We start from the raw sequence: 23,622 nt of genomic DNA, 5'->3' as shown, positions 1-23,622 counted from the left end.
GAACTCGTTGACGAAGCGCCAGCATTGCAATCCTCTCCCCAGTCTCTGCCCATATCGTTCGCTCGACCGCGCCTGTGTGGCACGGCATAGAGCACGCATGGACATGAATTTACCGCCCTAATGTTTAGGGCGCCTAGTAATTCATATCCTATCTTTTAAAGTGAAGGCAATGGGTGTTGAAGCATCAAGACCAACAAGGCAGGAGGGCGATGATGGGAAGGTCGAAAGACGCAAAGGATTCGCCGAAAATCGCGCCCTTTTCCGCAAAGGATGCGAAGGCGCGGTTCGTGCCAGGACCGCCGCCCGCCCGTGGTCAGGAACCCGGTTCGGATGCCGATTTGCGGGTGCAGATGTCGTGGTGGCTGGTCGGCACCGGCCGCGCGTGGCGCAATCTGCTGGATGAACATCTGCGCTTCGCGGGCCAGACACAGCCCCGCTGGCGGGTGCTCGCCTGGGCGCGACTGCAGCCGGGGATTACCCAGACCGAACTGGCGGAACATATGTCCGTCACCAGCGCCACTTTGGTGGCCATCGTGGACGAGCTCGTCCGTCAGGGGCTGCTTGAGCGGCGTGAGAGCAGCACGGATCGCCGCGTCAAGAACCTGCACCTTACGCCAGCGGCGCATCCGATCATTGAGGCGATCTCGCAGGAGGTCAGCGACATAAGGGACGCACTGCTCAGCGACGTCTCCCGCTCGGAGCTGGAGACCTGTCTCTCCGTCCTCCAGCGGGTTAGCCAGGCGATCGAGAATTATGGGCGGGGCAAGGAGTAAAGCTTACGTTGATCCGTATTACGACCCCCGCCATCGTCGCTCCGTCGAAGACGGTCCGGGCATAGCGCCTCTGGCGAACGTCCCCACCGCGCCCCTGAGCCGCACCGGCCTGCGATCAACCGCTGCCTGCTACGCATCCGCGAGGCGCCACACAAGACTTTGCCGTCCAATACCCATCTCATGTGCGGATCGCCGCAGCGCCCCAACGATATATGGCAGATGACAATCGGTCATCGCGAGCTTCTGTCTCAGTCTGATCGCGATGGGTTTCGGTGCGCTGCTCGCGGGCATGGGGATCGATCTGCTGGCGGCTCATCTCTTCGGTGCCATTGGGCAAGGTAGTTTTTCGAGCACGTGCCCCGGCGGCGCGGCCGCCGCCGGGAGCACCCCGGAACTGGCCAGCGCATGCCGCTCCGCGACATCCCAGGCCACGCAATGGGTGATCATGGGATGCCTCGCAGCGATGGTGTGGCCCGCCTGGCATTTCTTCCTTGCGGCGCGTCACATGACCATTCGGACCACCTCAAATGCGCATCATTCGCGCGTCTGACTAACTGGCTTTGACAAAAGCGGGGGACGCGTGTCCGAGGTCATCGGATGACCGCGCCGCCGGACAGCGCGTTGTCCAAAGCGGGCATAGAGTGTCGGAAGAACGAACAGCGTCAGCAGCGTTGCGGATATCAGGCCGCCGATCACCACGGTCGCCAGCGGCTTCTGGACCTCGGCTCCGGAGCCGCTGGCAAAGGCCATGGGCACAAAGCCCAGGCTTGCGACCAGCGCAGTCATGGCGACCGGCCGCAGGCGTTGGATCGCGCCTGTTCGTGCTGCCTCGGCGCGGCTCATGCCCTTGCCGATCAGATCCTGAATGGAGCTCACCATCACCAGCCCGTTCAACACCGCGATTCCCGACAGGGCGATGAACCCCACCGCCGCCGAGATCGAGAAGTCCATCCCGCGCAGGAACAGCAGCAACACGCCGCCGACAAGCGCGAAGGGCGCGCCGGTGAACACGATCGCCGCGTCCCGAACATTGCCGAGCGCACCGTAGAGCAGCAACAGGATGATGACGAAGCAGCCCGGCACGACAAGTTTTAGCCGTTCGCTTGCCGACGCGAGATTCTCGAACTGCCCGCCCCATTCGAGATAACTGCCCGCAGGCAAGCGCACCTCGTTCGCAATCGCAGCCTGAGCGTCTGCAACGACACTGCCCACATCGCGGCCCCGGACGTTGGCCTGGACAACGACGCGGCGTTTGCCGTTCTCGCGGCTGATCTGGTTTGGCCCGTCGACCACCGCAATCGTCGCGACGCTCGACAGCGGAACATAGGCGCCCCCAGCGACCGGCACCTGGATTTGGGCCAGAGCGCCGAGGTCGGCACGTTGGGCCTCGGAAAGGCGGATGACCACCGGGAAGCGCCGATCACCCTCGAAGATCATGCCTGACGTCCGCCCGCCGATTGTGGCGGTGATGGTGTCCTGCACGTCCTGCGCCGTCACGCCGAGCCGCGCCATCGCATCGCGATTGACGCGGATGTCGAGCATCGGCAGGCCCGTTGTCTGCTCGACCTTCACGTCGGTCGCGCCTTCCGTCCTCCGCAGAACCGAAGCGATTTGCTCGGCCACCCGGTTCATCGATGCGAAATCGTCACCAAAAACCTTGACCGCGACATCGCCGCGGACGCCCGCAATCAGCTCATTGAAGCGCATCTGGATCGGCTGAGTGATCTCATAAGCGTTTCCGGGGATCTTCCCCAACTCGCCTTCTAGACGTTCGACCAGTGCCGCCTTGGTCAGGCGGGGATCGGGCCACTCGTCTCGCGGCTTGAGGATCACGAACATGTCCGTGGCATTGGGCGGCATCGGGTCGGATGCCAGTTCCGCCGTGCCTGTCTTGGAGAAGACGAACTTCACCTCCTTTTGACGCGACATCATCTGCTCGAGCGGCGCCTGCATCGCCTGGCTCTGCTGGACCGAGGTCGCCGGGATCCGCAGGGCCTGGATCAGGATGTCGCCTTCATCGAGCTGCGGCAGGAACACCTGCCCCAGCGAGAGGAATGCCGCCGCCGCGATCGCAAGGCTTCCAACCGCCGCGCCGATGGTGAACGAAGGCGTCTTCATCGCCCGATGGAGGCCCGGTTCGTACCGCGCCTTCAACCAGGAGATGATCCGGCCATCCTTTTCCTCAACCTTCTTCGAAAGCCAGATCGCGATCATCGCCGGCACGAAGGTCAACGACAGGATGAAGGCGAAGGCGAGCGCGATGATGACCGTGAGCGCCATCGGCACGAAGGTCTTGCCTTCCACCCCGGTGAGCGTCAGCAGCGGCACATAGACCAGAATGATGATCGCCTGGCCGTAGACAGAGGGACGGATCATTTCGCGCGCGGCGCTCGCAACATTGCCGAGCCGCTCCTGCACTGTGAGCAGGCGCCCCTCATGATGCTGTTGTTCGGCAATACGCCTGAGCGCATTCTCAACGATGATGACGGCGCCATCGACGATAAGGCCGAAGTCGAGCGCGCCAAGGCTCATCAGATTGGCTGAGACGCCGACGCGCAGCATTCCGAAACCGGTCAGCACCATCGTGATCGGGATGACCAGCGCTGCGATCAGGGCCGCCCGGAAGTTGCCGAGCAACAGGAACAGGACGACGATGACCAGAAGCGCGCCTTCGCTGAGATTCTTTGCGACCGTCTTGATCGTTGAGTTCACGAGGACCGTCCGATCCAGCACCGGCTGAATGACGACGTCGGGGGGCAGGGATGCGTTGATCTCCTGCAGTCTGTCGGCAACCGCGGTCGCCACGGTGCGGCTGTTTTCACCGATCCGCATGATCGCCGTGCCAACCACCACTTCGGTGCCATTCTCCGAGGCTGATCCCATCCGAACCGCCTGTCCGGTCTGCACCGTGGCGACCTGGTCAAGCGTGATCGGTACGCCCTCACGGGTCGCGATGACTGTTCGCGCCAGTTCCGCTTCGTTGCGGATCAGCGCGTCCGATATGACCGCGAGACCTTCGCCACCGCGATTGACGAACCCGCCCCCGACGCTGGAGTTGTTGCGCTCAAGCGCAGTGCCGAGGTCGGTCAGGGTCAGACCTATCGATGCCAGTTTCTGAACATCGGGCACGACGAGATATTGTTTGGCGTAGCCGCCGATCGAATCGATCCCGGCGACGCCGGGCACATTCTTGAGGAGCGGCGTGACGATCCAGTCCTGCGTGGTGCGCAGATAGGTGGCCTTATCGGCCTCGCTCGTCAGCCGTTGCCCTTCGGGCGTGATGTAGCTGCCGTCTGGCTGCTGGCCAGGCTCGCCGGGCCGATGCTTGTCGTCCGCCCGATGGTCGAGCCGAACGGTCCACATATAAACCTCGCCAAGCCCCGTCGCGATCGGCCCCATTTCAGGGCTGACGCCGCCGGGCAGGCTCTCTTTCACGCTTTCAAGGCGTTCGCCGACCTGTTGACGCGCGAAATAGATGTCGGTCGCGTCGGTGAACACGGCCGTGACCTGAGCAAAGCCATTGCGGCTCAGCGAACGGGTGTACTCAAGACCGGGAATACCGGCGAGCGCCGTTTCGATCGGAAACGACACCTGCTTCTCGACCAGTTCAGGCGAGAGCGCGGGCGCACGAACGTTGATCTGCACCTGATTGTTGGTGATGTCCGGCACGGCGTCGATCGGCAGGCGGGACAAGGAATAGGCGCCGATAACGGCGGCAACGGCGGTGAGAGCGAGGACAAGCCATCGCTGCTCCACCGCCCATGTGACGATGCGGGCGATCATGGTTCAGTCCTCATGGCTTGCTTCGCTCTTGCCGAGCTCGGCCTTGAGCGTGAAACTTCCGGTGGTGGCGATCCGCTCACGGCCTGAAAGCCCGGAGCGGATCAGCACGGTGTCGCCGGCGGGATCGCCAAGCTGGACCGGCGTGACCCTGAAGCCTGTGGCCGTCCGCACGAACACGACCGTTTTCCCCTCGACCGTTTGCACGGCCGTCAAGGGCACGCGCACAGAGACGGGACCCTCTCCTCCGCCAGCCAGTTGCACCGACGCGGTAACCGCCTCGCCAACGCGCCAGACGTCGCCGCCATTGTCGAGCGATGCGATCGCCGGCACCAGTTTTGTCTGTGGATCGAGCGCTGGCGACACGAAGCTGATCTTCCCGATCGCCGAGCGTCCTGCTGCGGTGACCGTCACGGGCGCCCTAGGTCGGACGCGGCCCGCATCCTCGGGCTTGAGGCTGAGCGTTAGCGACACCTTCGACAGATTGGCGACCCGGAACAGCTCGGCGTCAGCCGCAACCGTTTGACCGAGCACGACCGATCGCGCGATCACCTGGCCTGAGAGGGGAGCAACGATGCCGAGGCGATTGAGCTCGCCCCCACCGCCACCAGCTGCCGAAACCTGGCTTTGCGCCTGAGTGAGTGCGATCCGCGCTTCGGTTGCCGCGGTTCGCGCCGCGATCAGATCCTGCTCAGGTGAAACGCGCTGAGAGAACAGCCGTTGCTCGCGCGCGAGATTGGAGTTGGCGAGGGCGAGCCGTGCCCGGGCCGCCTCGACCGCCCCCTTGAGCTGCGCCGCCTCGCGGCTCTCGATCACCGCAAGCGTCTGCCCGCGGGAAACGCTTTCGCCGAGATTGCGGTTAAGCGCGACGACACGACCTGCGATCGCCGCTGAGACGACCTGTGTCGCCTGCGGATCGCCATCGATCGTCGCGGGCAGTTCGATCGTGCCGGCGCCGCCGATCAGCGGACCGGCAACCTGCACGCCTGCCGCCGCGATCTGTTCGGCCGAGAGCGTGATGACGCCTTCATCCGCATGGCCGGTTTCCTTGGGTTGCTCGGGCGCGGTCTCGTTCGTCGAAGCGCCGTCACCGCAGGCAGCCAATATGAGCGCGAGCGACATTGCGCCCGCAAGCTTGATTTTCTTCATGACCGGTTTCCCCCTTGAGGCGCGGGAGCGGTCAGCCGCTCCAGCCGCGCACGGGCATTGTGATAATTGGCGAGGGCATCGATCGCAGCGACGCGGGTGTCCGCGAGCGTGCGCTCGGCGTCGAGCAAGTCGAGCTGGCTGAACTTGCCCTCGCGATAGCCGATCCGTGCGATACGGGCCGCCTCCTGCGCGGCCGCAAGCGCCGGGCCGGCGGCCGCGCGTGCGGTCGTTTCGGCATTGGCTGCTTCAGCTTGCGCTTCGGCAATCGCCTGATCGACATCGAGTGCCGTCATGCGCCGCCGCGCCTCAGCCCTTGTGCGCTCGGCACTAGCCTGCGCCACCGCCGCCCGCCCGTTGTTGAACAGCGGGATCGCAATCGAGATGGCGAAAGCCGCGGCGGTGTCGTTGGTCGCTTCCAGACGCCGGAGCGCCGGACCGATATTGAGGTCGGGCACACGATTGGCGCGCGCCAGACGGATGCCGGCATCGGCGACGGCAAGATCGGCGTCGGCTGCCGCAAGCGTGAGTGTACCGGAAGCGGACGGCGCGATTGTCGGGCCATAGGATGCTGTCGGAATTTGGTCGAGCAGCTCGATATCCAGCGCACCATCAATCGAACGGCCAAGCCGTCGTGCGAGGTTCAGCCGCGCGACATCCGCAAGCCGGGCCGCGCGTTCCAGGCTCACCCCCGCGTTGATCCTGGCGAGATCCGCACGCTGCTCTTCAAGCGGTGAAGCACGGCCGGCTTGCACGCGCACCCGTGCCGCTTGCAGGGCATCGTTCGCGATACTGAGCTGGTCTCGGGCGGTTGCGAGCCGTCTTTCCGCCGCGATCGCCTCGACATAGAGCGACGTGACCTGAAGGTGGACATCGGCCGCGACGACCGCTGCTTCCAGTTCCGCACGCGAAAGTTGCGCTGTGGCGACAGCCACACGCGCACTGCGCTTGCCGCCGACTTCGATGGGCAATGTCACGCCCATCGTCGTCTCCGCGCTCTGGAGCCCCCTATACAGTCCGGTGCCGACGACATTCTCGACCTGGGCTTGCGCCACGGGGTTGGGACGCAGGCCTGCAACCATGCGGTTGGCGCGCGCGGCTTCGATGGCGGCTTTGGCAGCGTCGGTTGACGGTGCAGCGCCGCCCGCTGCGGCGATGGCCTGTTCAAGCGTGAGGATCGACGCCGCAGCATTGGCCGATACGAGCCCCTGTTGCGCCTGCGCCGTCGAGGCACAGGACGCTGCGGCGAGCATCGCCGCGAGCAATTTCTTCATGAGTGATTCTTCCTGACAGCTGATCGTCAGGCCGGCATGCGCCGGCCGGCGAAACCGTCAGGCTTGGGGCGGCCGTGGCAAGACGCCGCCGCGGGCATCCGGCAGCGGCGCGCGCAAATGGCGCCGCTCGGGATCGTTCGTCACCATGCTCGCCTGTGCCCCGATGATCGTTGCAGGCGTCCCGACATGATGTCCGTGACAGGGATTATGATGATGCGGCAGCCCATTGTCGCTGTCCGCGGGCACCTCGTCGCCATCACCCGATGCGTGGACCGTAAGTTCGGCGCCAAGCACGCTCCCACCCACCGCTTCCGCGGCGTGCGCTATGCCAGCGAAGCCGGAGAGCACCAGCATCAAACAGGCGAGCAAAGGGAGAAGCTTGCGCATCATCCGTCTCTTATCACTCCGCCGCCACGACGTAACCGGTGTTTTTGAAATGAGCTCTTCACGCGTGAGGATGATTTGCGCGCCGCCGGAAGTCGCGAGGGGTGCCCTGAACCTGGCACCGATGATGCGTAAACCCTCTCCATTATTACAATTGGGCGCCTGTGCCGATGCTGTGCGCTTCTCTGCTCCCGTCGTGCCCGATTTGGCCAGTACTCACGTTCGATATGATCGCGTGGTGGTTAGTTCGACGGCCTGCGGCTCACTTTTCCTCTTCCGAGCGATCTCGGCAGGCCCGTGCGGGGCATCAGCGCGTCTCTTGCGCTCTCAACCTTGCAGCGCCACGCGGACCGCCGCCAGATCGCGCGCGAACAAATTTTGTTCCCGCGCTTGCGCCTCTCCGCTCACGCGCAGCAGATAGCTCGGATGGGCGCTCAGCCAGAGCTGGCTGCCGTCCGCGAGCTGATAGGGTTGGCCGCGCTCCTTGGCGATGCTGGGTGTTCGGCCCAGCAGGGCGCGTCCTGCGCTCGCGCCCAAGGCCAGCACGATCGTTGGCTGAACGATCCGTCTTTCGGCATCGAGCCACCAGCGGCAATGGTCGATCTCCCCAGCGGTCGGGTTCTGGTGGAGACGACGCTTGCCGCGTTGCTCGAATTTGAAATGTTTGACGGCGTTGGTGAGCCGGATTTCGGCACGATCGAACCCCGCCGTCTCCAGATGCCCGTCGAGCAACTGCCCTGCCGGCCCGACAAAAGGCCGGCCCTGCTGCTCTTCAAAATCGCCGGGCTGCTCGCCCACGATCATCAGCCGCGCGTTGCCGGGGCCTTCGCCGGCGACAGCGCGTGTGCCGTTGCAGCCGATCGGGCAGGCGGTACAGGTCGAGATGCCCTCGGCAATCTCACTGAGGGACGTCGGGGGCGGGCGCTGGAAGGGATCGGCGCCTTGATCGACCATCTGAGCCTCGCGGGCCTGCGCGCCGGCAATCAGCGCGGGGATCAACGCGGCTTCCGGCAGGTTCTTCCAGTAGCGTCGAGGCATTTCCTTCACCATCATCGCCACCTTGAGCCGCGCGGGGTTGAAGATGGAGGCGTAATAACGCTGCCAAAGCCCTTCGATCTCATCCTCGCTTGGGGCGTCCCGGGCGTCGGCGCCCGGTCCCTCCGCAAGCTGAGCGCCATCCCAGTGCAAGCTGAGATCGGGCGTCAGGATGGACCAGCGCTGGCTCGCGAACCGATTGAGGAAAAACGGGGCGTTGGCGCGCACGATGGCATGATCCGGCTCGAACCAGGCCACGTAGCGGTCCGTTCCATCGGGATCCTGGGCCAGCCGGAACCGCACGAACGCCCTCATCTTGTGAATGTCGCGGCGCACCTGCCGCTCCAACTGCGTGAGGGCGTGCACATCGGCATCGCTCGTCTTTTCAAGCAGGTGCGGGTCGCTTTGCAGGCGCCACAACAGGCGATAGAGCAGCGCCAACCGTGTATCCGAGCTGTGCAGGATCACCTTGCGGGCCAACTCGATGAAGCGCTTGTTGGCCGTGACCGGGCGGGGTGATGGAGCAGGCTCAGGCGTGTCTTTGGACGCGAACAAATCCCGCGCGCCGTCCGATGCCGCTGCCCAGCGGATATGCTCCGGACCGACGCCCTGCAAGACCAGGGCGCGGGCCAGATCGCGCCATGTGTCGAAATCATGGGCGTCATCCAGTTCGGCATTGAACAGCGCCGGCTGATCTCGGAGCGAGGCCGACCTCACCTGAACAGTTCCATCTGGCGAGGTGGCGGGGCCAGCCGGGCACGCAGGTTTGCCGTGTCGATCAAGCCAGTCGGGCGCCAGTCGGCCGTGACAATGAACGGCCGCAATTTGGTGACCGTGCGAGTGAGCCGGGCGAGATCATCCAGCCGGAGACGATGATGGCGGCGGGCTTGGAGGATGGCAGCCACCGCCCGCGTGCCCAGTCCCGGCACGCGCAGGAGCTTTTCGCGCGAGGCCAGATTGATGTCGACCGGAAAATCCTGCCGGTGCCGCAAGGCCCAGGCCAGCTTGGGGTCGATGTCGAGCGCCAGCATCCCGTCATCGTCCGTCGCGGTCTGCACCTCGCTTGTCGAAAATCCGTAGAAGCGGATCAGCCAGTCGGACTGATAAAGCCGATGCTCGCGCATCAGGGGCGGTCGCTTGAGCGGCAGGACGGCGCTGGCATCGGGGATCGGGCTGAAGGCGGAATAATAGACGCGGCGCAGGCGATGGCGGTCGTACAATTCGCTGGCCCGGCCGATGATCTGCGTGTCGCTGGCGCCATCCGCGCCGACGATCATCTGGGTAGATTGGCCGGCGGGCGCGAACATCGGCGCATGCTTGAAGCGTTTGCGCGCATCCTTCGCCTCCACCATGGCCGAACCGAGCCGCGCCATCGCGCCTTCGATCTGCCCGCCATTCTTGTCGGGCGCCAGATCGGTCAGGCCGCGCTCGGTCGGCAGTTCGACATTGATCGAGACGCGGTCCGCCCACAGGCCCGCTTGCTCGACCAGCGCGCGATCGGCCTCGGGAATGGTCTTGAGGTGGATATAGCCCTTGAAGCCATGATCCTCCCGCAAGGCACGGGCTACCTCAATCAGCTGCTCCATCGTATGGTCGGCGGATTTGATGATGCCCGAGGAGAGGAACAGGCCCTCAATATAATTGCGCCGGTAGAAGTTGAGCGTCAGCTCGACGACTTCCTGTGCCGTGAACCGCGCACGACGCACATTCGAGCTCTTGCGGTTGACGCAATAATGGCAGTCGAAAATGCAATGATTGGTGAGCAGGATCTTGAGCAGCGAGATGCAGCGCCCGTCCGGCGCATAGGCATGGCAGATGCCCATGCCTTCGGTCGAGCCGATCCCCTTGCCGTCGCGACTGTTGCGCTTAACCGTGCCGGACGATGCGCAGGAGGCATCATATTTCGCGGCGTCGGCAAGGATCGCCAAGCGGTCCGTGATCGTCTCCTGTTTCATTTGTTCTTTATATGTTCTTACGACTGGGGCGGCAAGCACCGAGCAGGCCAACGTGGCTCGGTTCGTCTGAAAATTGCACTGCCATGTGCCTTGCGCTATGCGCTGGGGAAGAGCCCCGGTGTCCGCTGATCCTCGCTGATTCGCGCCGCCGGGGCCTTGATTTTTACAACTGATGAGTAGGCACCCGCACATGTCCCGTCGTCGCCAGATTTATGAGGGCAAGGCGAAGATCCTTTATGAAGGTCCCGAGCCCGGCACGCTGATCCAGTATTTCAAGGACGATGCGACCGCCTTCAATGCGCAGAAGAAGGGGACGATCTCCGGCAAGGGCGTGCTGAACAACCGGATTTCCGAGCATGTCTTCACGCTGCTCGCGAACATCGGCGTGCCCACCCACTTCATCAAGCGGCTGAACATGCGCGAGCAGCTCATTCGTCAGGTGGAGATCGTGCCGATCGAGGTCGTGGTGCGCAATGTCGCCGCTGGTTCGCTCTCCACCCGGCTGGGCATCGAGGAGGGCACGCAGCTCCCCCGCACGCTCATCGAATATTATTACAAGGATGATGCGCTCGGCGATCCGCTGATCACCGAAGAGCATATCGCCTGCTTCGGCTGGGCGAGCCAGGAAGAGATGCACGACATTGCCGACATGGCGATCCGCGTGAACGACTTCATGAGCGGCTTGTTCGCCGGCATCGGCATCCGCCTCGTCGACTTCAAGCTGGAGTTCGGCCGCATCTGGGATGGCGATTTCTCGCGCATCATTCTCGCCGACGAGATCAGCCCCGACGGCTGCCGTCTGTGGGACATGGCCACCAACGAGAAGCTGGACAAGGACCGTTTCCGCCGCGATCTGGGCGGCGAGGTGGAGGCCTATCAGGAAGTCGCGCGCCGCCTTGGCCTGCTGCCCGAGGGCCTTGAGAACGACGTTCTCGATCTGGAAAGCCACCGCAAGAAGCGCGGCAAGTAAGAGACGTTTCGGGCCGGGCGCTCATAAGCGGCGCCCGGCACCCGCGCCTTTACATCGGCGCGCCGGGAAGAACCCAGGCATTGAGGCCCATCCACAGGGCCATGGCGACCATGAACAGGTCTTCGGTCAACGAGACGAAGCCGAGCGGTACATTGGTCCCGCCGCCGACGCAGGCACATTTGAGGCTGCGTTTCTCCACATAGACGGCCTTGTAGATCGACACCGCGCCGATGCCGCCGATGAACGCGGCGACTGGCACCGAGAGCCAGGGCAGGGCCCCCGCGAGCATCAGGACGCCGGCGCCCAATTGGGCGAACGGATAGATTGAGGCATAGGGCACCCATTTGCGGGCCAGCAGATCATAGCCCAGGAACATGGTCGCGAACCGATCCACATCCTGCAGCTTGAGCATCGCCAGCAGGATCATCGTCACGGAGATGAAACGCTCGAGGGTGAGCAGGCTGAGCAGCGGCGCGGCCGTCAACAGATCGATCGTCAGCGCGATCAGCGCCGCTACAGCGAAGACGACCAGAACAGGGGTATAGCTCGTCGCGTTCGGATCTTTGACGCTCAGGCCCAGGAAGCGGCGCAAGTCATCATGGCCACCGATCCGCTGACCGTCGATGAACACCTGCGGCGTGGTGGTGACATAGTGCTCGGCCTTGAATGCTTCCTGCTGCGCGCGGGTCTCGATCCAGCGATCCTCGACCGCATAGCCTTTGCTGCGCAGCAGGTGCAGCGCCTTAAGGCCATAGGGGCAGATGTGGCCGGGCATCACCATCCGGTAGAGAACGGCCTTAGGGCTGCTCGTGGCGCGGGGTTCAGGCATTGACGCTCATCCTTGCTGAGAAGTCCATGCACCCCATATAGGGTCTGTACCATGGTACGGAGTCAAGCATGGCGGCGATGAGCATTTCGGGTTTGGCGAAAGCCGGCGGTGTGGGGGTCGAGACGGTCCGCTTCTATCAGCGCAAGGACTTGCTCCCCACGCCTGAGAAACAGGCCGGCAACGACCTGTCCGGGGGCATAAGGCGCTATGGTGAGGAGGATGTCCGGCGGCTGCGCTTCATTCGAGCGGCGCAGCAGGCCGGCTTTACGCTGGAAGAAATCCGCACGCTTTTGTCGCTCGATGCGGGGCAGGATCGCGCCCGCGCCCGCGCCTTGGCGGAAGAGCGGCTGGTCCAGCTCGATGAAAAGATCGCGCAACTCGAAGCGGCGCGCGCCTCGCTGCGCCAGATGGCGCGGACCTGTGCCCGTTCCGAAGAAGGGCCGTGCCCGATTTTGCAATCCTTCGGCGTGTGAGGCCTTATCCGGCTGGCAGGCGCAGGCGTACCATCAGGCCGCCGAGGTCCTCGCTCTCGTCCAGCGTGACGGAGCCACCGTAGATTTCCGCGACATCGCGCACGATGGCGAGGCCAAGGCCGGTGCCGGGCTTGCCGCTATCCAGCCGCACGCCGCGATCGAAGATGCGTTCGCGCGCGGCCTCGGGAATGCCCATGCCGTCGTCCTCCACGAGAATGTCGACCCAGGGCGTACTCTGCACCACGGTGACGAACACGCTGCCACCGCCATATTTGGCGGCATTCTCGACCAGATTGCCAAGCAGCTCGTCCAGATCCTGCCGCTCGACGCGGACGACGGCCGTCTGCGCGCCGTCGCGGTCGATGCGGACATCCGGGTAGAGGCGTTCCACGGCGCGCTCCACCGCTTCGAGGCTCGGCCACACCAGCGTGCGGCTTTGTGCCGCGCCGCGCCGGCCGAGGGCACGGGCACGGGCGAGATGGTGGTCGATCTGGCGGCGCATCGTTCCGGTTTCCCGCACCACCGTGGTGGCGAGTTCGGGCGACTGGGCGGTCGCGGCGTTCATCACGACCGTCAGCGGCGTCTTGAGCGCATGAGCGAGGTTGCCGGCGTGGCGGCGTGCTTCCTCCGCCTGCTGTTCGTTATGAGCGAGCAGCGCGTTCAATTCCTCAACCAGCGGCTGGACTTCCCGCGGGAGCGGCACGGTCACGCGGCTTTTCTCGCCATCCCGCATGCGCGCGATTTCGCGGCGGATATGGCGCAGCGGCCGCAGGCCGAAGAACACCTGCAAGCCGGCCAATATGATCAGCCCGACGCCCAGAATGACGAAGCTGTTGAACAGCGTGGCCCGCAGCGCGTGGATCTGCGCGTCCAGCCCCTCGCGGGCCTGCGCGACAATGAAAATCCACCGCGTGTTGCTGCCCGGCAGGATCACGGTGCGGGCCATCAGGCGCAGCGGCTCATCGGGGAACTGGTTGCTGTCCATCCCTTCGCCGGGATTGGTGGTCATGCCCGGCGTGACGCGGATCGCGCGGTCCCAGAGCGAGCGGGAGCGCCAGTCTTCATGGCCCTGACCGCTGATCTGGTAATAGAGCCCGCTTGCCGGCTCCAGAAACCGCTGGTCGGCCAGCGGGCGGTTGAACAGTACTTCGCCTTCCGGGCCGATCTCCGCCGAGGAGATCATGGCGGTCAGCACATAGGACAAGCCGTCATCGAAGGTGCGCGTGACGGTGCTCACCAGCACCCGGTCGAGCGCCAGCGCGCCGCCGAGCAACAGCAGGCCGATCCAGATGGCCGAGATGCCGAGAATGCGGCGACTGAGCGATCCGGTACTGCGGCTGGAGGCTGGCGGGGGCGCCGTCTCCGCATCGTGCGGCGCCGGTTCAGCCAGCGGGGTCCTCCAGGCTGTAGCCCAGACCGCGAATGGTGGAGATCACATCGGCACCCAGCTTCTTGCGGATGCGCGTGACGAACACTTCGATGGTGTTGGAATCCCGGTCGAAATCCTGATCGTAGATATGCTCGATCAGTTCGGTGCGGCTCACCACCTTGCCCTTGTGGTGCATCAGATAGGAGAGCAGCTTATATTCCTGCGCGGTCAGCTTCACCGGCTCGCCGTTCAGCGTGACCTTGCCCGAGCGGGTATCCAGCCGCACGCTGCCGGCGATGAGCTCGGACGAGGCATTGCCGGACGAGCGGCGAATGAGCGCGCGCAGGCGGGCGATCAGTTCCTCGCTCTGGAACGGCTTGGCGAGATAGTCGTCCGCACCGGCATCGAGCCCCGCAACCTTGTCGGACCAGCTGTCCCGCGCTGTCAGCACGAGCACCGGCACCGCCGAGCCTTCCTTGCGCCAGCGGTCGAGCACAGTCAGGCCGTCGATTTCCGGCAGGCCCAGGTCGAGGATGATCGCGTCGTAGCTCTCCGTCGACCCCAGGAAATGACCGTCCTCGCCATCGGTCGCCAGGTCGACGGCATAGCCGACGCCTTCGAGCGTGGACTTGAGCTGTTTGCCCAAGGTCGGCTCATCTTCGACGATCAGCAGACGCATGGCTTTTCCTTTCCGATTGAGGGAGCGTGCGCAGGCGATCCGGCCGGATCAGCGCGTCCGTCCGATGATATTGCCGGTCTTGCCGTCCACATCAACCCAGATGACCTTGCCATCCTGCTGGAGGAACTGCATCCGGTACACGCCTTCGCGAACGGATGGAGCGACGCCGACATATTGGGCGTCGCTGATCTCGCGCTCGACACGACGCTTGATGATCGAAAACGGCATCACCTCACCATCGAGCATGGCGCGCCGCGCCGCCCGCTGGTCATCGCCCCGCGCAAAGCTCTGCGCCGAAACCGGGAGGCTGGTGGCCGCCAGTGCCATCAGCCCGCCGAGCAGAAGAGAGGATGAAAGATGTTTCATGATGCCGTGTTAGCCATCAAGCATTGAACAAGCGCTGAATGTCCCATCTGTCCCCCGTTCAGGGTTCCAGCATATACTGGACGTTGAGGGAAATCGAGGTGGCGATCTCACCGGGCTCGATCTTGGTCTGCGGTGCCGCTGCAGCAGAGTCGCGCATAGCCATCATCGGCATCGGCGGCGGCGCGAAACCGCCACCTTCGGAGATGCTCACCAGGCGCGCGGTGCGGAAGCCGGTCGCCTGCGCATACAGGTTTGCGCGGGCCTGCGCGGTTTTCAGCGCCTTGGTGCGGGCCTGATCGAGCAGCTTGTCCGGCTCGGCAATGCCAAAGCTCGGGCCGTTGATGTTGGTCGCCCCGGCGGCGACCAGCGAGTCGATCAGATCGCCTGCGCTATCCAGCTTGCGGACCGCGACAGTGAGCTGGTTGCTGGCTTCATAGCCGATGAAGCGCGGACCTTTGCCATCTGTGCGGTCGCTATAATCATATTGCGGGTTGAGGTTGATGCCGCTGGTCTGGATGTCCTTGCGGGCGATGCCAGCCTTCACAAGCGCAGCGATCAGCTTGTCCATCTGGGTGGCATTCTGCGCCATCGCATCCTTCGCTGACATCGCGCGGGTCTGCACGCCGGTGTTGATGGTCGCCATATCCGGCGCGCTGTTCACCGATTCACTGACGCTGAGGCTCAGTTGCGGGCCCTTGGCAGCCTGGGGTGCCGGCGGTTGCGGCTGGGCCGAGACGATCGCCGGCGTCATGAGAGCGGCAGTTGCAGCGAGCAGAATTGGCAAACGACGCATGGAACATTTTCCCTTTTGTGTGATGGCCATAGAAATGGGCTGAAGCTTCTGAACGCATCCTGACCCATCGAGTTTCTTCCCGTTCATCTGGCGCCTCAGCCCTTGCTCCCGCCGCTTGCATCTGTTTTAGCGCCTTGCCATGGCCCCGCCACTTCTTTCCTTCGAGAATCTCGGTCTCATCCAGGGCGCCGGCTGGCTGTTCCGTGGTCTGGACATTCATGTCGGCGAGCGTGATCGCCTTGCGCTGATCGGTCGCAACGGGGCCGGGAAGACCACGCTGCTCAAGCTGATCGCCGGCACGGTGGAGCCGGACGAAGGCAAGCGCTCGGTCGTGCCCGGGCGCCATGTGGTGATGCTGGAGCAAGATCCGGATGTCTCCGCCTTCGCAACGCTGCATGATTTCGCCACGTCTGGCGCCAAGGCGCCGGCGGCGCATGAGGTGGAAGCGATTGCCGACCAACTCGGCATCGACCTCTCCCGCGCGGCATCGACCGCATCGGGCGGCGAGCGGCGGCGGGCAGCGATTTGCCGGGCACTGGCGAGCGAGCCCGATATCCTGTTGCTGGACGAGCCTACCAACCATCTCGATATCGCCGCGATCACTTGGCTGGAGGATTGGCTGTCGCGCTTCAATGGCGCATTCATCGTCATCAGCCATGACCGGACATTCCTCACGCGCCTCACCCGGTCGACGCTCTGGCTCGACCGGGGCAGTCTGCGGCGGCAGGAGATCGGCTTCGGCGGGTTCGAGGCCTGGATGGAAAAGGCCTATGCCGACGAGGCGCGGGCGGCCGAGAAGCTCGACGCCAAGCTGAAGATTGAGGCGCACTGGCTTGAGCGCGGCGTCACGGCGCGGCGCAAGCGCAATCAGGGGCGGCTGGCTAAGCTCTGGGAGATGCGTGCCCAGCGCGCGGCGATGATCGGCCCGCAGGGCGGCGCCAAGCTGGAGGTTACCGCCAATGACACCAAAACCAAGAGCGTGATCACCGCCGAGCACGTCACCAAGCAGTTTGGCGACCGCGCGGTCATCAAGGATTTCTCGATCCGCATCCAGCGCGGCGACCGCATTGGCATTGTCGGCGGTAATGGCGCGGGCAAGACCACCTTGCTGCGCCTGCTGACCGGCGATCTGCAACCGGACAGCGGCACGATCACGCTGGCCAAGACGCTGGACGGCATCGTCATCGACCAGCAACGCTCGCTGATGCAGCCGGACAAAAGGGTGCGCGATGTGCTGGCCGAGGGCGGCGACTGGATCGACGTGCGCGGCGTGCGCAAGCATGTCCACGGCTATCTCAAGGATTTTCTGTTCGATCCCTCGCTGGCCGAGGCGAAGATCGGCACGCTTTCGGGCGGCGAGCGCTCGCGCCTGCTGCTGGCACGGGAGTTCGCGCGCGAATCCAACCTGCTGGTGCTGGACGAGCCGACCAACGACCTCGACCTGGAAACGCTCGACCTGCTGCAGGAAGTGATCGCCGATTATGACGGCACGGTGCTGATCGTCAGTCATGATCGCGACTTCCTCGACCGCACGGTGACGGTGACGCTGGGACTGGATGGTTCAGGCCGGATCGATGTGATCGCCGGCGGCTATGCGGACTGGGAAGCCAAGCGCCAAAAGCCCAATGCGGCCGGCAAGCGATCAGTTGCGAAGGCGGATACGCCGGCTGCGCCTCCGCCCCCCAAGGCGGCGAAGCTCAGCTACAAGGACCAGCGGGATTATGATCTGTTGCCGGGTCAGATCGAGGCGCTCGAGGCGGCGATTGCCCGCGATGAAGCCGCGCTCGCCGACCCCGATCTCTATGCCAAGAATCCCAAGCGCTTCGCCGAGTTGAGCGCGACGATCGAAAAGGCGCGCGCGCAAAAGGATGCGGCCGAGGAGCGCTGGCTGGAGTTGGCCGAGCAGGTCGAGGCCCTGCAGGGTTGAGCCCGGCAAGGGTTGCGTGGCGTTCGGCTGTCTTTGACCAGATCGCCCCGATCAAGATTTTCGACGTGCCCAGCCATGGTCGGCGGGGACGTTGTCGCCGACGAGCATTCAGATGACCAGCACTCAACCGATTCGTGGAATTCTGCTCTGCGCCGCCGCTCTGCTGCTGTTCGCGGCGCTGGATACGACCACGAAAGTGCTCACCGCGCATTTCGAGGCGCCGGTGATCGTGGCGGCGCGTTTCATCGGCAACCTCTTGTTGATGCTCGTCGTCATGGCGCCGCGCGGCGGGCGGGAGATGGTGCGCACGACGCGCACCGCGCTCGTCTGGTTGCGTGGCTGCTGCCTCGCCTGCGCCTCCGTGCTGATGGCGCTGGCGCTCACCCGCATGCCGGTCGGCGAAGCGACGGCGATCATGTTCCTCGCGCCGACGCTGGTCGCGCTGGGTGGAGGGCTGCTGCTCGGCGAGGAGGTCGGGCTGCGGGGCTGGGGCGCCGTGCTGCTCGGGCTCACCGGCGTCGTGCTGATCGCGCGGCCGGGTGGCGGGCTGGATGTGGTGGGCGTCATGCTCGCTCTGGGCGCCGCCATTCTCAATGGCACCTATCAGCTCATGTCCCGCACGCTCGCGGCGACCGAGAAGACCTTCGCTTTGCTCTTCTACAGTGCTGCCGTGGGCAGCCTCGTCTTCGGCGCGGTGGCGCCCTTCTACTGGGCGGGGCGGATGCCGACGCTGCTGGAAGGCGCGCTACTGGCGTCGCTGGGCCTGTGGGGCGGGGTGGGGCATTATCTGTTCACGGCGGCCTTTCGCCATGCCCCGGCTTCGACGCTGGCGCCGATCACGTATCTGCAGGTGCTGTGGGCGACAGTGCTGGGCTGGATCGTGTTCCGGCATGTGCCGGATCCGGTGGCGATTGTCGGGATGCTGACGATCGGGAGCGCCGGCATGTTGATCGTGCTGAAGCGCCGCCGCCGGACTCCGCCCGCAACAGTGTGAGCGCACCGGAGGGGTCAGCCCTCCGCGGTGGCCGAAACCTCATAATGGGTGATCTGCTTGTCGCCGATGCCGAGGTTATCCCATGTGGCGCGCCAGTCCTTCATGTGCTGGCTCGCGGCATGGGCCTGCTGGGCCTCGCGGTCGCGAAACACCTCGAAGATGCGCAGAAGACCGGGTTCCGCGAGATCCTCGGCGAAGCTGTAGGCGATGCAACCCGGCTCCGCGCGGCTGGCTGCGACCATCCGCGCAATAACCGGACGCGCCGCCGGCAGGTTCTCCGGCGGCAAGCGAACGGTCCCGGCGAGGATCAGCATCAGCGGATCGGCGAATCCGGGGCGAGGCGCATGTCGAGATAATTGTCGACGCTCATCATCAGCTGGTCGAGCTCATGCTCGAAGAAGTGATTGGCGTTGCGGATCTCGTCATGATGGATGGTGATGCCCTTCTGCGTGCGCAGCTTGTCGACCAGCTTCTGCACGGAGGCGGCCGAGACGACCTCATCGTTAACACCCTGCACGATGATGCCGGAGGCGGGGCAGGGCGCGAGGAACGAGAAGTCGTACATGTTGGCCGGCGGGGCCACCGAGATAAAGCCGCGCACTTCTGGGCGGCGCATCAGCAGCTGCATGGAGATCCACGCGCCAAACGAGAAACCGGCGATCCATGTCGTCTGCGCTTCCTGGTGGAAGCTCTGGATCCAGTCGAGTGCGGCGGCGGCATCGGAGAGCTCGCCGATGCCATTGTCGAACACGCCCTGCGAGCGACCGACACCCCGGAAATTGAACCGCAGCGTCGCAAAACCGCGCTTCACGAAGGTCTTGTAGAGCGCCTGCGTGATGCGATCGTTCATCGTGCCGCCGCCCTGCGGGTGCGGGTGCAGGATCAGCGCAACAGGCGCACGCGGGCGGGGCGGAGGGCTGAAACGGCCTTCGAGACGGCCTTCGGGACCGGGAAAAATGACGTCGGGCATGGCACCTGAGACTTGAAATGGGAGCGGGCGACCGAGACTGGCCGACGACGCGGGACGGGCGCTTATATAGGCGGAAGCGCGATTTTCGCAATGTTTCTGGTGGAGGGCGCCCGCTTCAGCCCCCGAACCAGCCCAGAGCAGCGGCGGTGAGGGGGTTCGCTGGGTCCAGCAGCAGCTTAGTGGTGAGCGCGAGGGACATGACGATCAGCAGAGGCCGCGCGATTCCGGCGCCGAAGCGGATCGCGAGATAGGCGCCGAATTGCCCGCCTGCGATGCTGCCAACCGCCATGGCAAGGCCGGTGATCCAGAGGACATGCCCGCCGATGATGAAGACGATCACGCTGGAGAAATTGCTGGCGAAATTGAGCAGCTTGGTATGGGCTACGGCGCGGATGAGGCCCAAGCCGAACAGGCCGACCAGCGCGGTGGTGAAGAAGGAGCCGGTGCCGGGCCCGAAAAAGCCGTCATAGCCGCCGATGATCGCCGCTGTGACGATGAGCGCGAGCGGGCCGAAGCGGCTGTGCCTGTCCTCATCGCTCATCCGGGGCGAGAAGAGGAAATAGAGCACCATCGCGACCAGCAGCATGGGCAGCAGCGCGGAGAGAAAGCCGGAATCGATCCGCGTCACCAGAAACGCGCCGCCCGCAGAGCCGATAAATGACGCCAGCGCCGGTAAGGCGAAGCGGCGGAAATCAATATGTCCGCGCCGGGCGAAGGCGATGACGGCGCCACAAGTGCCAAAGCTGCTCTGGAGCTTGTTGGTCGCCAGAGCGGTCACGGGCGGGATGCCCGCCGCCAGCAGCGCGGGAATGGTGACGAGGCCGCCGCCACCCGCCATGGCGTCGATGGTCGCGGCGAGAAACGCCACGCCCATGAGGATGAGGATGATGTCGAAAGCGGGATCCATGTCTTCGCATATCAGGTCTGTGCTGCGCCGCAACATGGCTGATTGCACCAGAGGGCAAATCCATTTGCCGTGGCGCGACGGGCCTGTAGGGAAGGGCGATGAGCCGACGCATCTATCTCGATCATGCCGCGACCACGCCGCTGCTGCCACAGGCTCGCGCGGCGATGCTGGCAGGGTTCGATGCCTGGGCCAATCCCTCATCGCCGCATGCCGTCGGCCGTCAGGCGCGCGCCTTGCTGGAGGATGCCCGCCGCCGCGTGGCGCAGGCGCTCGATTGGGATGGGCATGTGTTGTTCACCGCTGGCGCGAGCGAGGCGCTGGCCATCGCGTTGACGCGCGCAAAGGCGTCTCCCTTGCTGGCAGGGGCGAGCGAACATGATGCTGTGCTGCGCCACATCCCGGAGGATCGCCGGCTGCCGGTCGATCATGACGGGATCGTGTGCCTGCCCGATGCCATTGCGCCGGGTACGCTGATCGCGATCCAGCAGGTCAATAGCGAGACCGGCGTGATCCAGCCGCTGGAGGCGTTCGCCGAGCGCATCCACGCGCAAAACGGCCTGCTGCTGGCCGATTGCAGCCAATCGGCCGGGAAGATGGCGCTGCCGCAAGGCGCGGACCTGATCGTCCTGAGCGCGCACAAGCTGGGCGGACCGATCGGCATTGGTGCGCTTATCGTGCGCGATCTGACGCTGCTCAGCCCAAGCGGCGGGCAGGAGCAAGGCTATCGCGCCGGCACCGAGGCCATGCCGCTGGCGCTAGGCTTTGCGGCGGCGCTGGAAGCTCCGCGCGACTGGTTGGCTGACGTCGCCGGTTGGCGCGAGCGGGTGGACGCGGCTATTCTCGCAGCCGGCGGTGAGATCGTGGCGGACGCCTCCCCGCGCTTGCCGACTATCGCCAGCTACCGAATGCCCGGCGTGTCCGCGCAAGCGCAGCTCATCCGCTTCGACATGGCCGGGATGGCGGTGTCGGCGGGCAGTGCCTGCTCGTCGGGCAGCTTGCGCACCAGCCATGTGTTGGCGGCCATGGGTTGGCCGCAGGCTGAGGCCGCCGAGGTGATCCGTGTCACTATGGGGCATGACACGTGCGCGGCCGACATTGACGATTTTCTCACTGAGTGGCAGGCCATCGCGCACGGGAACGCAAGACGATGATCTACCTCGATTACCAGGCCACCACGCCGCTGGCGCCGGAGGTTGCGGATGCCATGGTGGCCGCGATGGATCATTATGGCAATCCGAACAGCGCGCATCGCATCGGTCGCATCGCGGCGGCGGATGTCGAACTGGCGCGGGGTCGCATCCTCGATGCGCTGGGCCGCGCGGATGGCCGCCTGATCTTCACCAGCGGCGCGACCGAGGCGCTGAACATGGCCATTATCGGCGCCGCGCGGGCTGCTCCGCAGAGCCGGCGACGGGTGGTGACGGTGGCGACCGAACATGCCGCCGTGCTCGATACGGTGATGGCTTTGCGTCGCGAGGGTTTCGAACCGGTGATCGTGCCGGTGAATGCCGACGGGCTGGTCGATCTGGAGATTGCCGAGGCGGCGATCGACGAGCGAGCCGCCCTGCTTGCGGTAATGCAGGTGAACAACGAGATCGGCGTGGTGCAGCCACTCGACCGGCTGTTCGTGATCGCGCGCGCGGCTGGCGTGCCGACATTGTGCGACGCCGTGCAGGGTTTTGGCCGACTTGCGACCCCTCAGGCGGACCTGATCGCGATCAGCGCTCACAAGATCCACGGCCCGAAGGGCGTGGGCGCGCTGTGGCTGCGCGAAGGCCTCGACCTGCCGCCGCTCATGCATGGTGGCGGGCAGGAGCAGGGGGTAAGGCCGGGGACGCTCTCGCCCATGCTGTGCGCGGGCTTCGGTGTGGCCGCGCAACTGGCGGCGCAGCGCCGCTATGCCGACCTCGCCCATGTCGAAGCGCTCTGGACGCGCGCGCTGGAGCTGTTTGCGGATTGGCACCTCAATGGCACCGGGGAGGCGCGCTATCATGGCAATCTCAATCTCCGCCGGCCTGGGCTGGACGCGGCGCGGCTGATCTCGGATGTACGGACCGTCGCCGTCTCGCTCGGGTCTGCTTGCGCGAGCGGGTCCGGCCGGCCGAGCCATGTGCTCAAGGCCATGGGTCTGAGCGATGCAGAGGCGCGCAGTTCGGTGCGGATCGGCATGGGGCGCTACACCAGCATGGCCGATCTGGAAGAAGCCGCGAGTCTGCTCAATCAGGCCGCCGACGCACAGGGAGTGCCCGCATGACCTTAGTCCGCTTCATCAGCGCCAATGGCGAACATGTGCAGGAAGTGGAGGCCAGCGCGGGCGACATTTTGCTCGACGTGGCACAGGCCGCCGGCCAGCCGCTGGAAGGCACCTGCGAGGGGCAGATGGCGTGCTCCACCTGCCATGTGATTGTGGACGCCGAGGACTTCGGCAAGCTCCCCCGCGCCAGCGAGGATGAGGAGGACATGCTCGATCTGGCGGCCTCCACCACCCGGACCAGCCGGCTCTCCTGCCAAATCGTGCTGAGTGACGCGCTGGAGACGCTGACCGTGCACATTCCCGCCGAGAGTCGGAACATGCAGGGGGCTTGAGGACTGCAAGCTCCAGCCCGTGACCTCCAGTTCCCGTCATTCCCGCGAACGCGGGAATCTAAGCCCCAACCGAACTGCGTTACGCCCCTGGATTCCCGCGTTCGCGGGAATGACGGGGTGGGGTGGCTTCGATCGATTAGTGCAGGAGGCCATGCAGCACGGCCATTTGAATAGCTGCAAGGCAGAATGACGTCTCCATCCGCTTGCATTTCCCGCCTCACGCCGCCATATGCGCCGCGGAAGTCGGGCGGACGTAGTCTTCGCCAACCTGGTCAGGTCCTGACGGAAGCAGCCACAACGAATTCGCTGCGGGTCGTTCCGGCTTCCACCTACCTCCCATCACAACGTCCTTGTTCTGCAGCGTCCTTCTGCTTGCGGGCACGCGCGCGGACTTGCCGGGGGCAGGATAGGG

At 64.9% G+C, this 23,622-nt stretch carries 23 protein-coding genes and 1 other RNA gene; 10 read left to right on the top strand and 14 right to left on the bottom strand.

Going from position 1 to position 23,622, the window contains the following annotated elements; all coding sequences use genetic code 11:
• The first annotated feature begins 287 nt into the window (after window positions 1–287).
• The gene (locus M2337_RS15510) at window positions 288–773 is read left to right on the top strand and encodes a MarR family winged helix-turn-helix transcriptional regulator (RefSeq protein WP_181560290.1); all 486 of its coding nucleotides are present in this window, start codon (window positions 288–290) and stop codon (window positions 771–773) included.
• Window positions 774–1,035: 262 nt separating this feature from the next.
• Window positions 1,036–1,323 carry a hypothetical protein gene (locus M2337_RS15505; RefSeq protein WP_264570955.1) on the top strand — a complete coding sequence of 96 codons (288 nt, stop codon included), beginning with the start codon at window positions 1,036–1,038 and terminating at the stop codon, window positions 1,321–1,323.
• Here the strand turns inward: M2337_RS15505 and M2337_RS15500 are convergent.
• The 6 genes from M2337_RS15500 to M2337_RS15475 form a co-directional block, all read right to left on the bottom strand.
• Entirely contained in the window at window positions 1,308–4,556 is a 3,249-nt protein-coding gene (locus M2337_RS15500) for an efflux RND transporter permease subunit (protein WP_264570954.1), read from the bottom strand. The two genes, M2337_RS15505 and M2337_RS15500, sit on opposite strands and share 16 nt — an antisense overlap.
• 3 nt (window positions 4,557–4,559) lie before the next feature.
• A complete protein-coding gene (locus tag M2337_RS15495) occupies window positions 4,560–5,702 on the bottom strand; it encodes an efflux RND transporter periplasmic adaptor subunit (protein WP_264570953.1) in 1,143 nt (380 codons plus the stop codon).
• Entirely contained in the window at window positions 5,699–6,973 is a 1,275-nt protein-coding gene (locus M2337_RS15490; RefSeq protein WP_264570952.1) for a TolC family protein, read from the bottom strand. The genes M2337_RS15495 and M2337_RS15490 overlap by 4 nt, the downstream gene beginning before the upstream one ends.
• Window positions 6,974–7,030: 57 nt before the next feature.
• Window positions 7,031–7,360 (bottom strand): hypothetical protein, encoded by a 330-nt coding sequence (locus M2337_RS15485; protein WP_264570951.1) that lies wholly within the window; start codon window positions 7,358–7,360, stop codon window positions 7,031–7,033.
• A 324-nt stretch (window positions 7,361–7,684) separates the two neighbouring features.
• Window positions 7,685–9,109 (bottom strand): UdgX family uracil-DNA binding protein, encoded by a 1,425-nt coding sequence (locus M2337_RS15480; RefSeq protein ID WP_413716206.1) that lies wholly within the window; start codon window positions 9,107–9,109, stop codon window positions 7,685–7,687.
• Window positions 9,106–10,347, bottom strand: coding sequence for a putative DNA modification/repair radical SAM protein (locus M2337_RS15475; RefSeq protein WP_264570950.1), 1,242 nt, complete (start codon window positions 10,345–10,347; stop codon window positions 9,106–9,108). Before M2337_RS15475 ends, M2337_RS15480 begins: the two co-directional genes overlap by 4 nt.
• A gap of 190 nt (window positions 10,348–10,537) precedes the next feature.
• On the opposite strand from M2337_RS15475, the gene purC reads away from it, so the two are divergent.
• Window positions 10,538–11,317, top strand: a complete 780-nt coding sequence (gene purC, locus M2337_RS15470; RefSeq protein WP_181560284.1) for a phosphoribosylaminoimidazolesuccinocarboxamide synthase — start codon at window positions 10,538–10,540, stop codon at window positions 11,315–11,317.
• Between the two features lie 49 nt (window positions 11,318–11,366).
• Here the strand turns inward: purC and M2337_RS15465 are convergent, their stop codons facing one another.
• Complete coding sequence (locus M2337_RS15465; RefSeq protein WP_264570949.1) at window positions 11,367–12,146, bottom strand: glutaredoxin; 780 nt, start codon at window positions 12,144–12,146, stop codon at window positions 11,367–11,369.
• A gap of 68 nt (window positions 12,147–12,214) precedes the next feature.
• Here M2337_RS15465 and M2337_RS15460 point away from each other — a divergent pair, with 68 nt between their 5' ends.
• A complete protein-coding gene (locus M2337_RS15460) occupies window positions 12,215–12,619 on the top strand; it encodes a MerR family transcriptional regulator (RefSeq protein WP_264570948.1) in 405 nt (134 codons plus the stop codon).
• Window positions 12,620–12,623: 4 nt separating this feature from the next.
• On the opposite strand, the gene M2337_RS15455 is transcribed toward M2337_RS15460, so the two are convergent.
• The 4 genes from M2337_RS15455 to M2337_RS15440 all read right to left on the bottom strand — a co-directional run bounded on the left by M2337_RS15455 (window position 12,624) and on the right by M2337_RS15440 (window position 15,826).
• A complete protein-coding gene (locus M2337_RS15455; protein ID WP_264572286.1) occupies window positions 12,624–13,928 on the bottom strand; it encodes a sensor histidine kinase in 1,305 nt (434 codons plus the stop codon).
• Window positions 13,929–14,001: 73 nt separating this feature from the next.
• Window positions 14,002–14,667, bottom strand: coding sequence for a response regulator transcription factor (locus M2337_RS15450; protein WP_181560281.1), 666 nt, complete (start codon window positions 14,665–14,667; stop codon window positions 14,002–14,004).
• A gap of 48 nt (window positions 14,668–14,715) precedes the next feature.
• Window positions 14,716–15,033, bottom strand: a complete 318-nt coding sequence (locus tag M2337_RS15445) for a hypothetical protein (protein WP_181560280.1) — start codon at window positions 15,031–15,033, stop codon at window positions 14,716–14,718.
• 58 nt (window positions 15,034–15,091) lie between these two features.
• Window positions 15,092–15,826 carry an SIMPL domain-containing protein gene (locus M2337_RS15440; protein ID WP_264570947.1) on the bottom strand — a complete coding sequence of 245 codons (735 nt, stop codon included), beginning with the start codon at window positions 15,824–15,826 and terminating at the stop codon, window positions 15,092–15,094.
• 139 nt (window positions 15,827–15,965) lie between these two features.
• Here M2337_RS15440 and M2337_RS15435 point away from each other — a divergent pair, with 139 nt between their 5' ends.
• Both M2337_RS15435 and M2337_RS15430 read left to right on the top strand, forming a co-directional pair.
• A complete protein-coding gene (locus M2337_RS15435; RefSeq protein WP_264570946.1) occupies window positions 15,966–17,753 on the top strand; it encodes an ABC-F family ATP-binding cassette domain-containing protein in 1,788 nt (595 codons plus the stop codon).
• 112 nt (window positions 17,754–17,865) lie between these two features.
• The gene (locus tag M2337_RS15430) at window positions 17,866–18,747 is read left to right on the top strand and encodes a DMT family transporter (RefSeq protein WP_264570945.1); all 882 of its coding nucleotides are present in this window, start codon (window positions 17,866–17,868) and stop codon (window positions 18,745–18,747) included.
• A 14-nt stretch (window positions 18,748–18,761) separates the two neighbouring features.
• On the opposite strand, the gene M2337_RS15425 is transcribed toward M2337_RS15430, so the two are convergent.
• The 3 genes from M2337_RS15425 to M2337_RS15415 all read right to left on the bottom strand — a co-directional run bounded on the left by M2337_RS15425 (window position 18,762) and on the right by M2337_RS15415 (window position 20,624).
• Window positions 18,762–19,061, bottom strand: a complete 300-nt coding sequence (locus M2337_RS15425; protein WP_264570944.1) for a putative quinol monooxygenase — start codon at window positions 19,059–19,061, stop codon at window positions 18,762–18,764.
• Window positions 19,061–19,717, bottom strand: a complete 657-nt coding sequence (locus M2337_RS15420; protein WP_181560275.1) for an alpha/beta hydrolase — start codon at window positions 19,715–19,717, stop codon at window positions 19,061–19,063. The genes M2337_RS15425 and M2337_RS15420 overlap by 1 nt, the downstream gene beginning before the upstream one ends.
• A gap of 115 nt (window positions 19,718–19,832) precedes the next feature.
• A complete protein-coding gene (locus tag M2337_RS15415) occupies window positions 19,833–20,624 on the bottom strand; it encodes a TSUP family transporter (protein WP_264570943.1) in 792 nt (263 codons plus the stop codon).
• A gap of 98 nt (window positions 20,625–20,722) precedes the next feature.
• Between M2337_RS15415 and M2337_RS15410 the strand changes: the two genes are divergently transcribed.
• From M2337_RS15410 to ffs, 4 genes are all read left to right on the top strand, one after another.
• Window positions 20,723–21,775 (top strand): cysteine desulfurase family protein, encoded by a 1,053-nt coding sequence (locus M2337_RS15410; protein ID WP_264570942.1) that lies wholly within the window; start codon window positions 20,723–20,725, stop codon window positions 21,773–21,775.
• Entirely contained in the window at window positions 21,772–22,878 is a 1,107-nt protein-coding gene (locus tag M2337_RS15405; RefSeq protein WP_264570941.1) for a cysteine desulfurase family protein, read from the top strand. The genes M2337_RS15410 and M2337_RS15405 overlap by 4 nt, the downstream gene beginning before the upstream one ends.
• Complete coding sequence (locus M2337_RS15400; protein WP_264570940.1) at window positions 22,875–23,210, top strand: 2Fe-2S iron-sulfur cluster-binding protein; 336 nt, start codon at window positions 22,875–22,877, stop codon at window positions 23,208–23,210. The genes M2337_RS15405 and M2337_RS15400 overlap by 4 nt, the downstream gene beginning before the upstream one ends.
• A gap of 235 nt (window positions 23,211–23,445) precedes the next feature.
• An RNA gene (ffs, locus tag M2337_RS15395) (signal recognition particle sRNA small type) lies at window positions 23,446–23,543 on the top strand.
• The last annotated feature ends 79 nt before the right edge of the window (window positions 23,544–23,622 follow it).

The sequence above is a fragment of the Sphingobium sp. B2D3A genome, assembly GCF_025961795.1.
Classification (GTDB): Bacteria; Pseudomonadota; Alphaproteobacteria; order Sphingomonadales; family Sphingomonadaceae; genus Sphingobium.
Note: the sequence above shows the minus strand (reverse complement) of the source record. Positions and strands in the feature narration are given on the sequence as shown.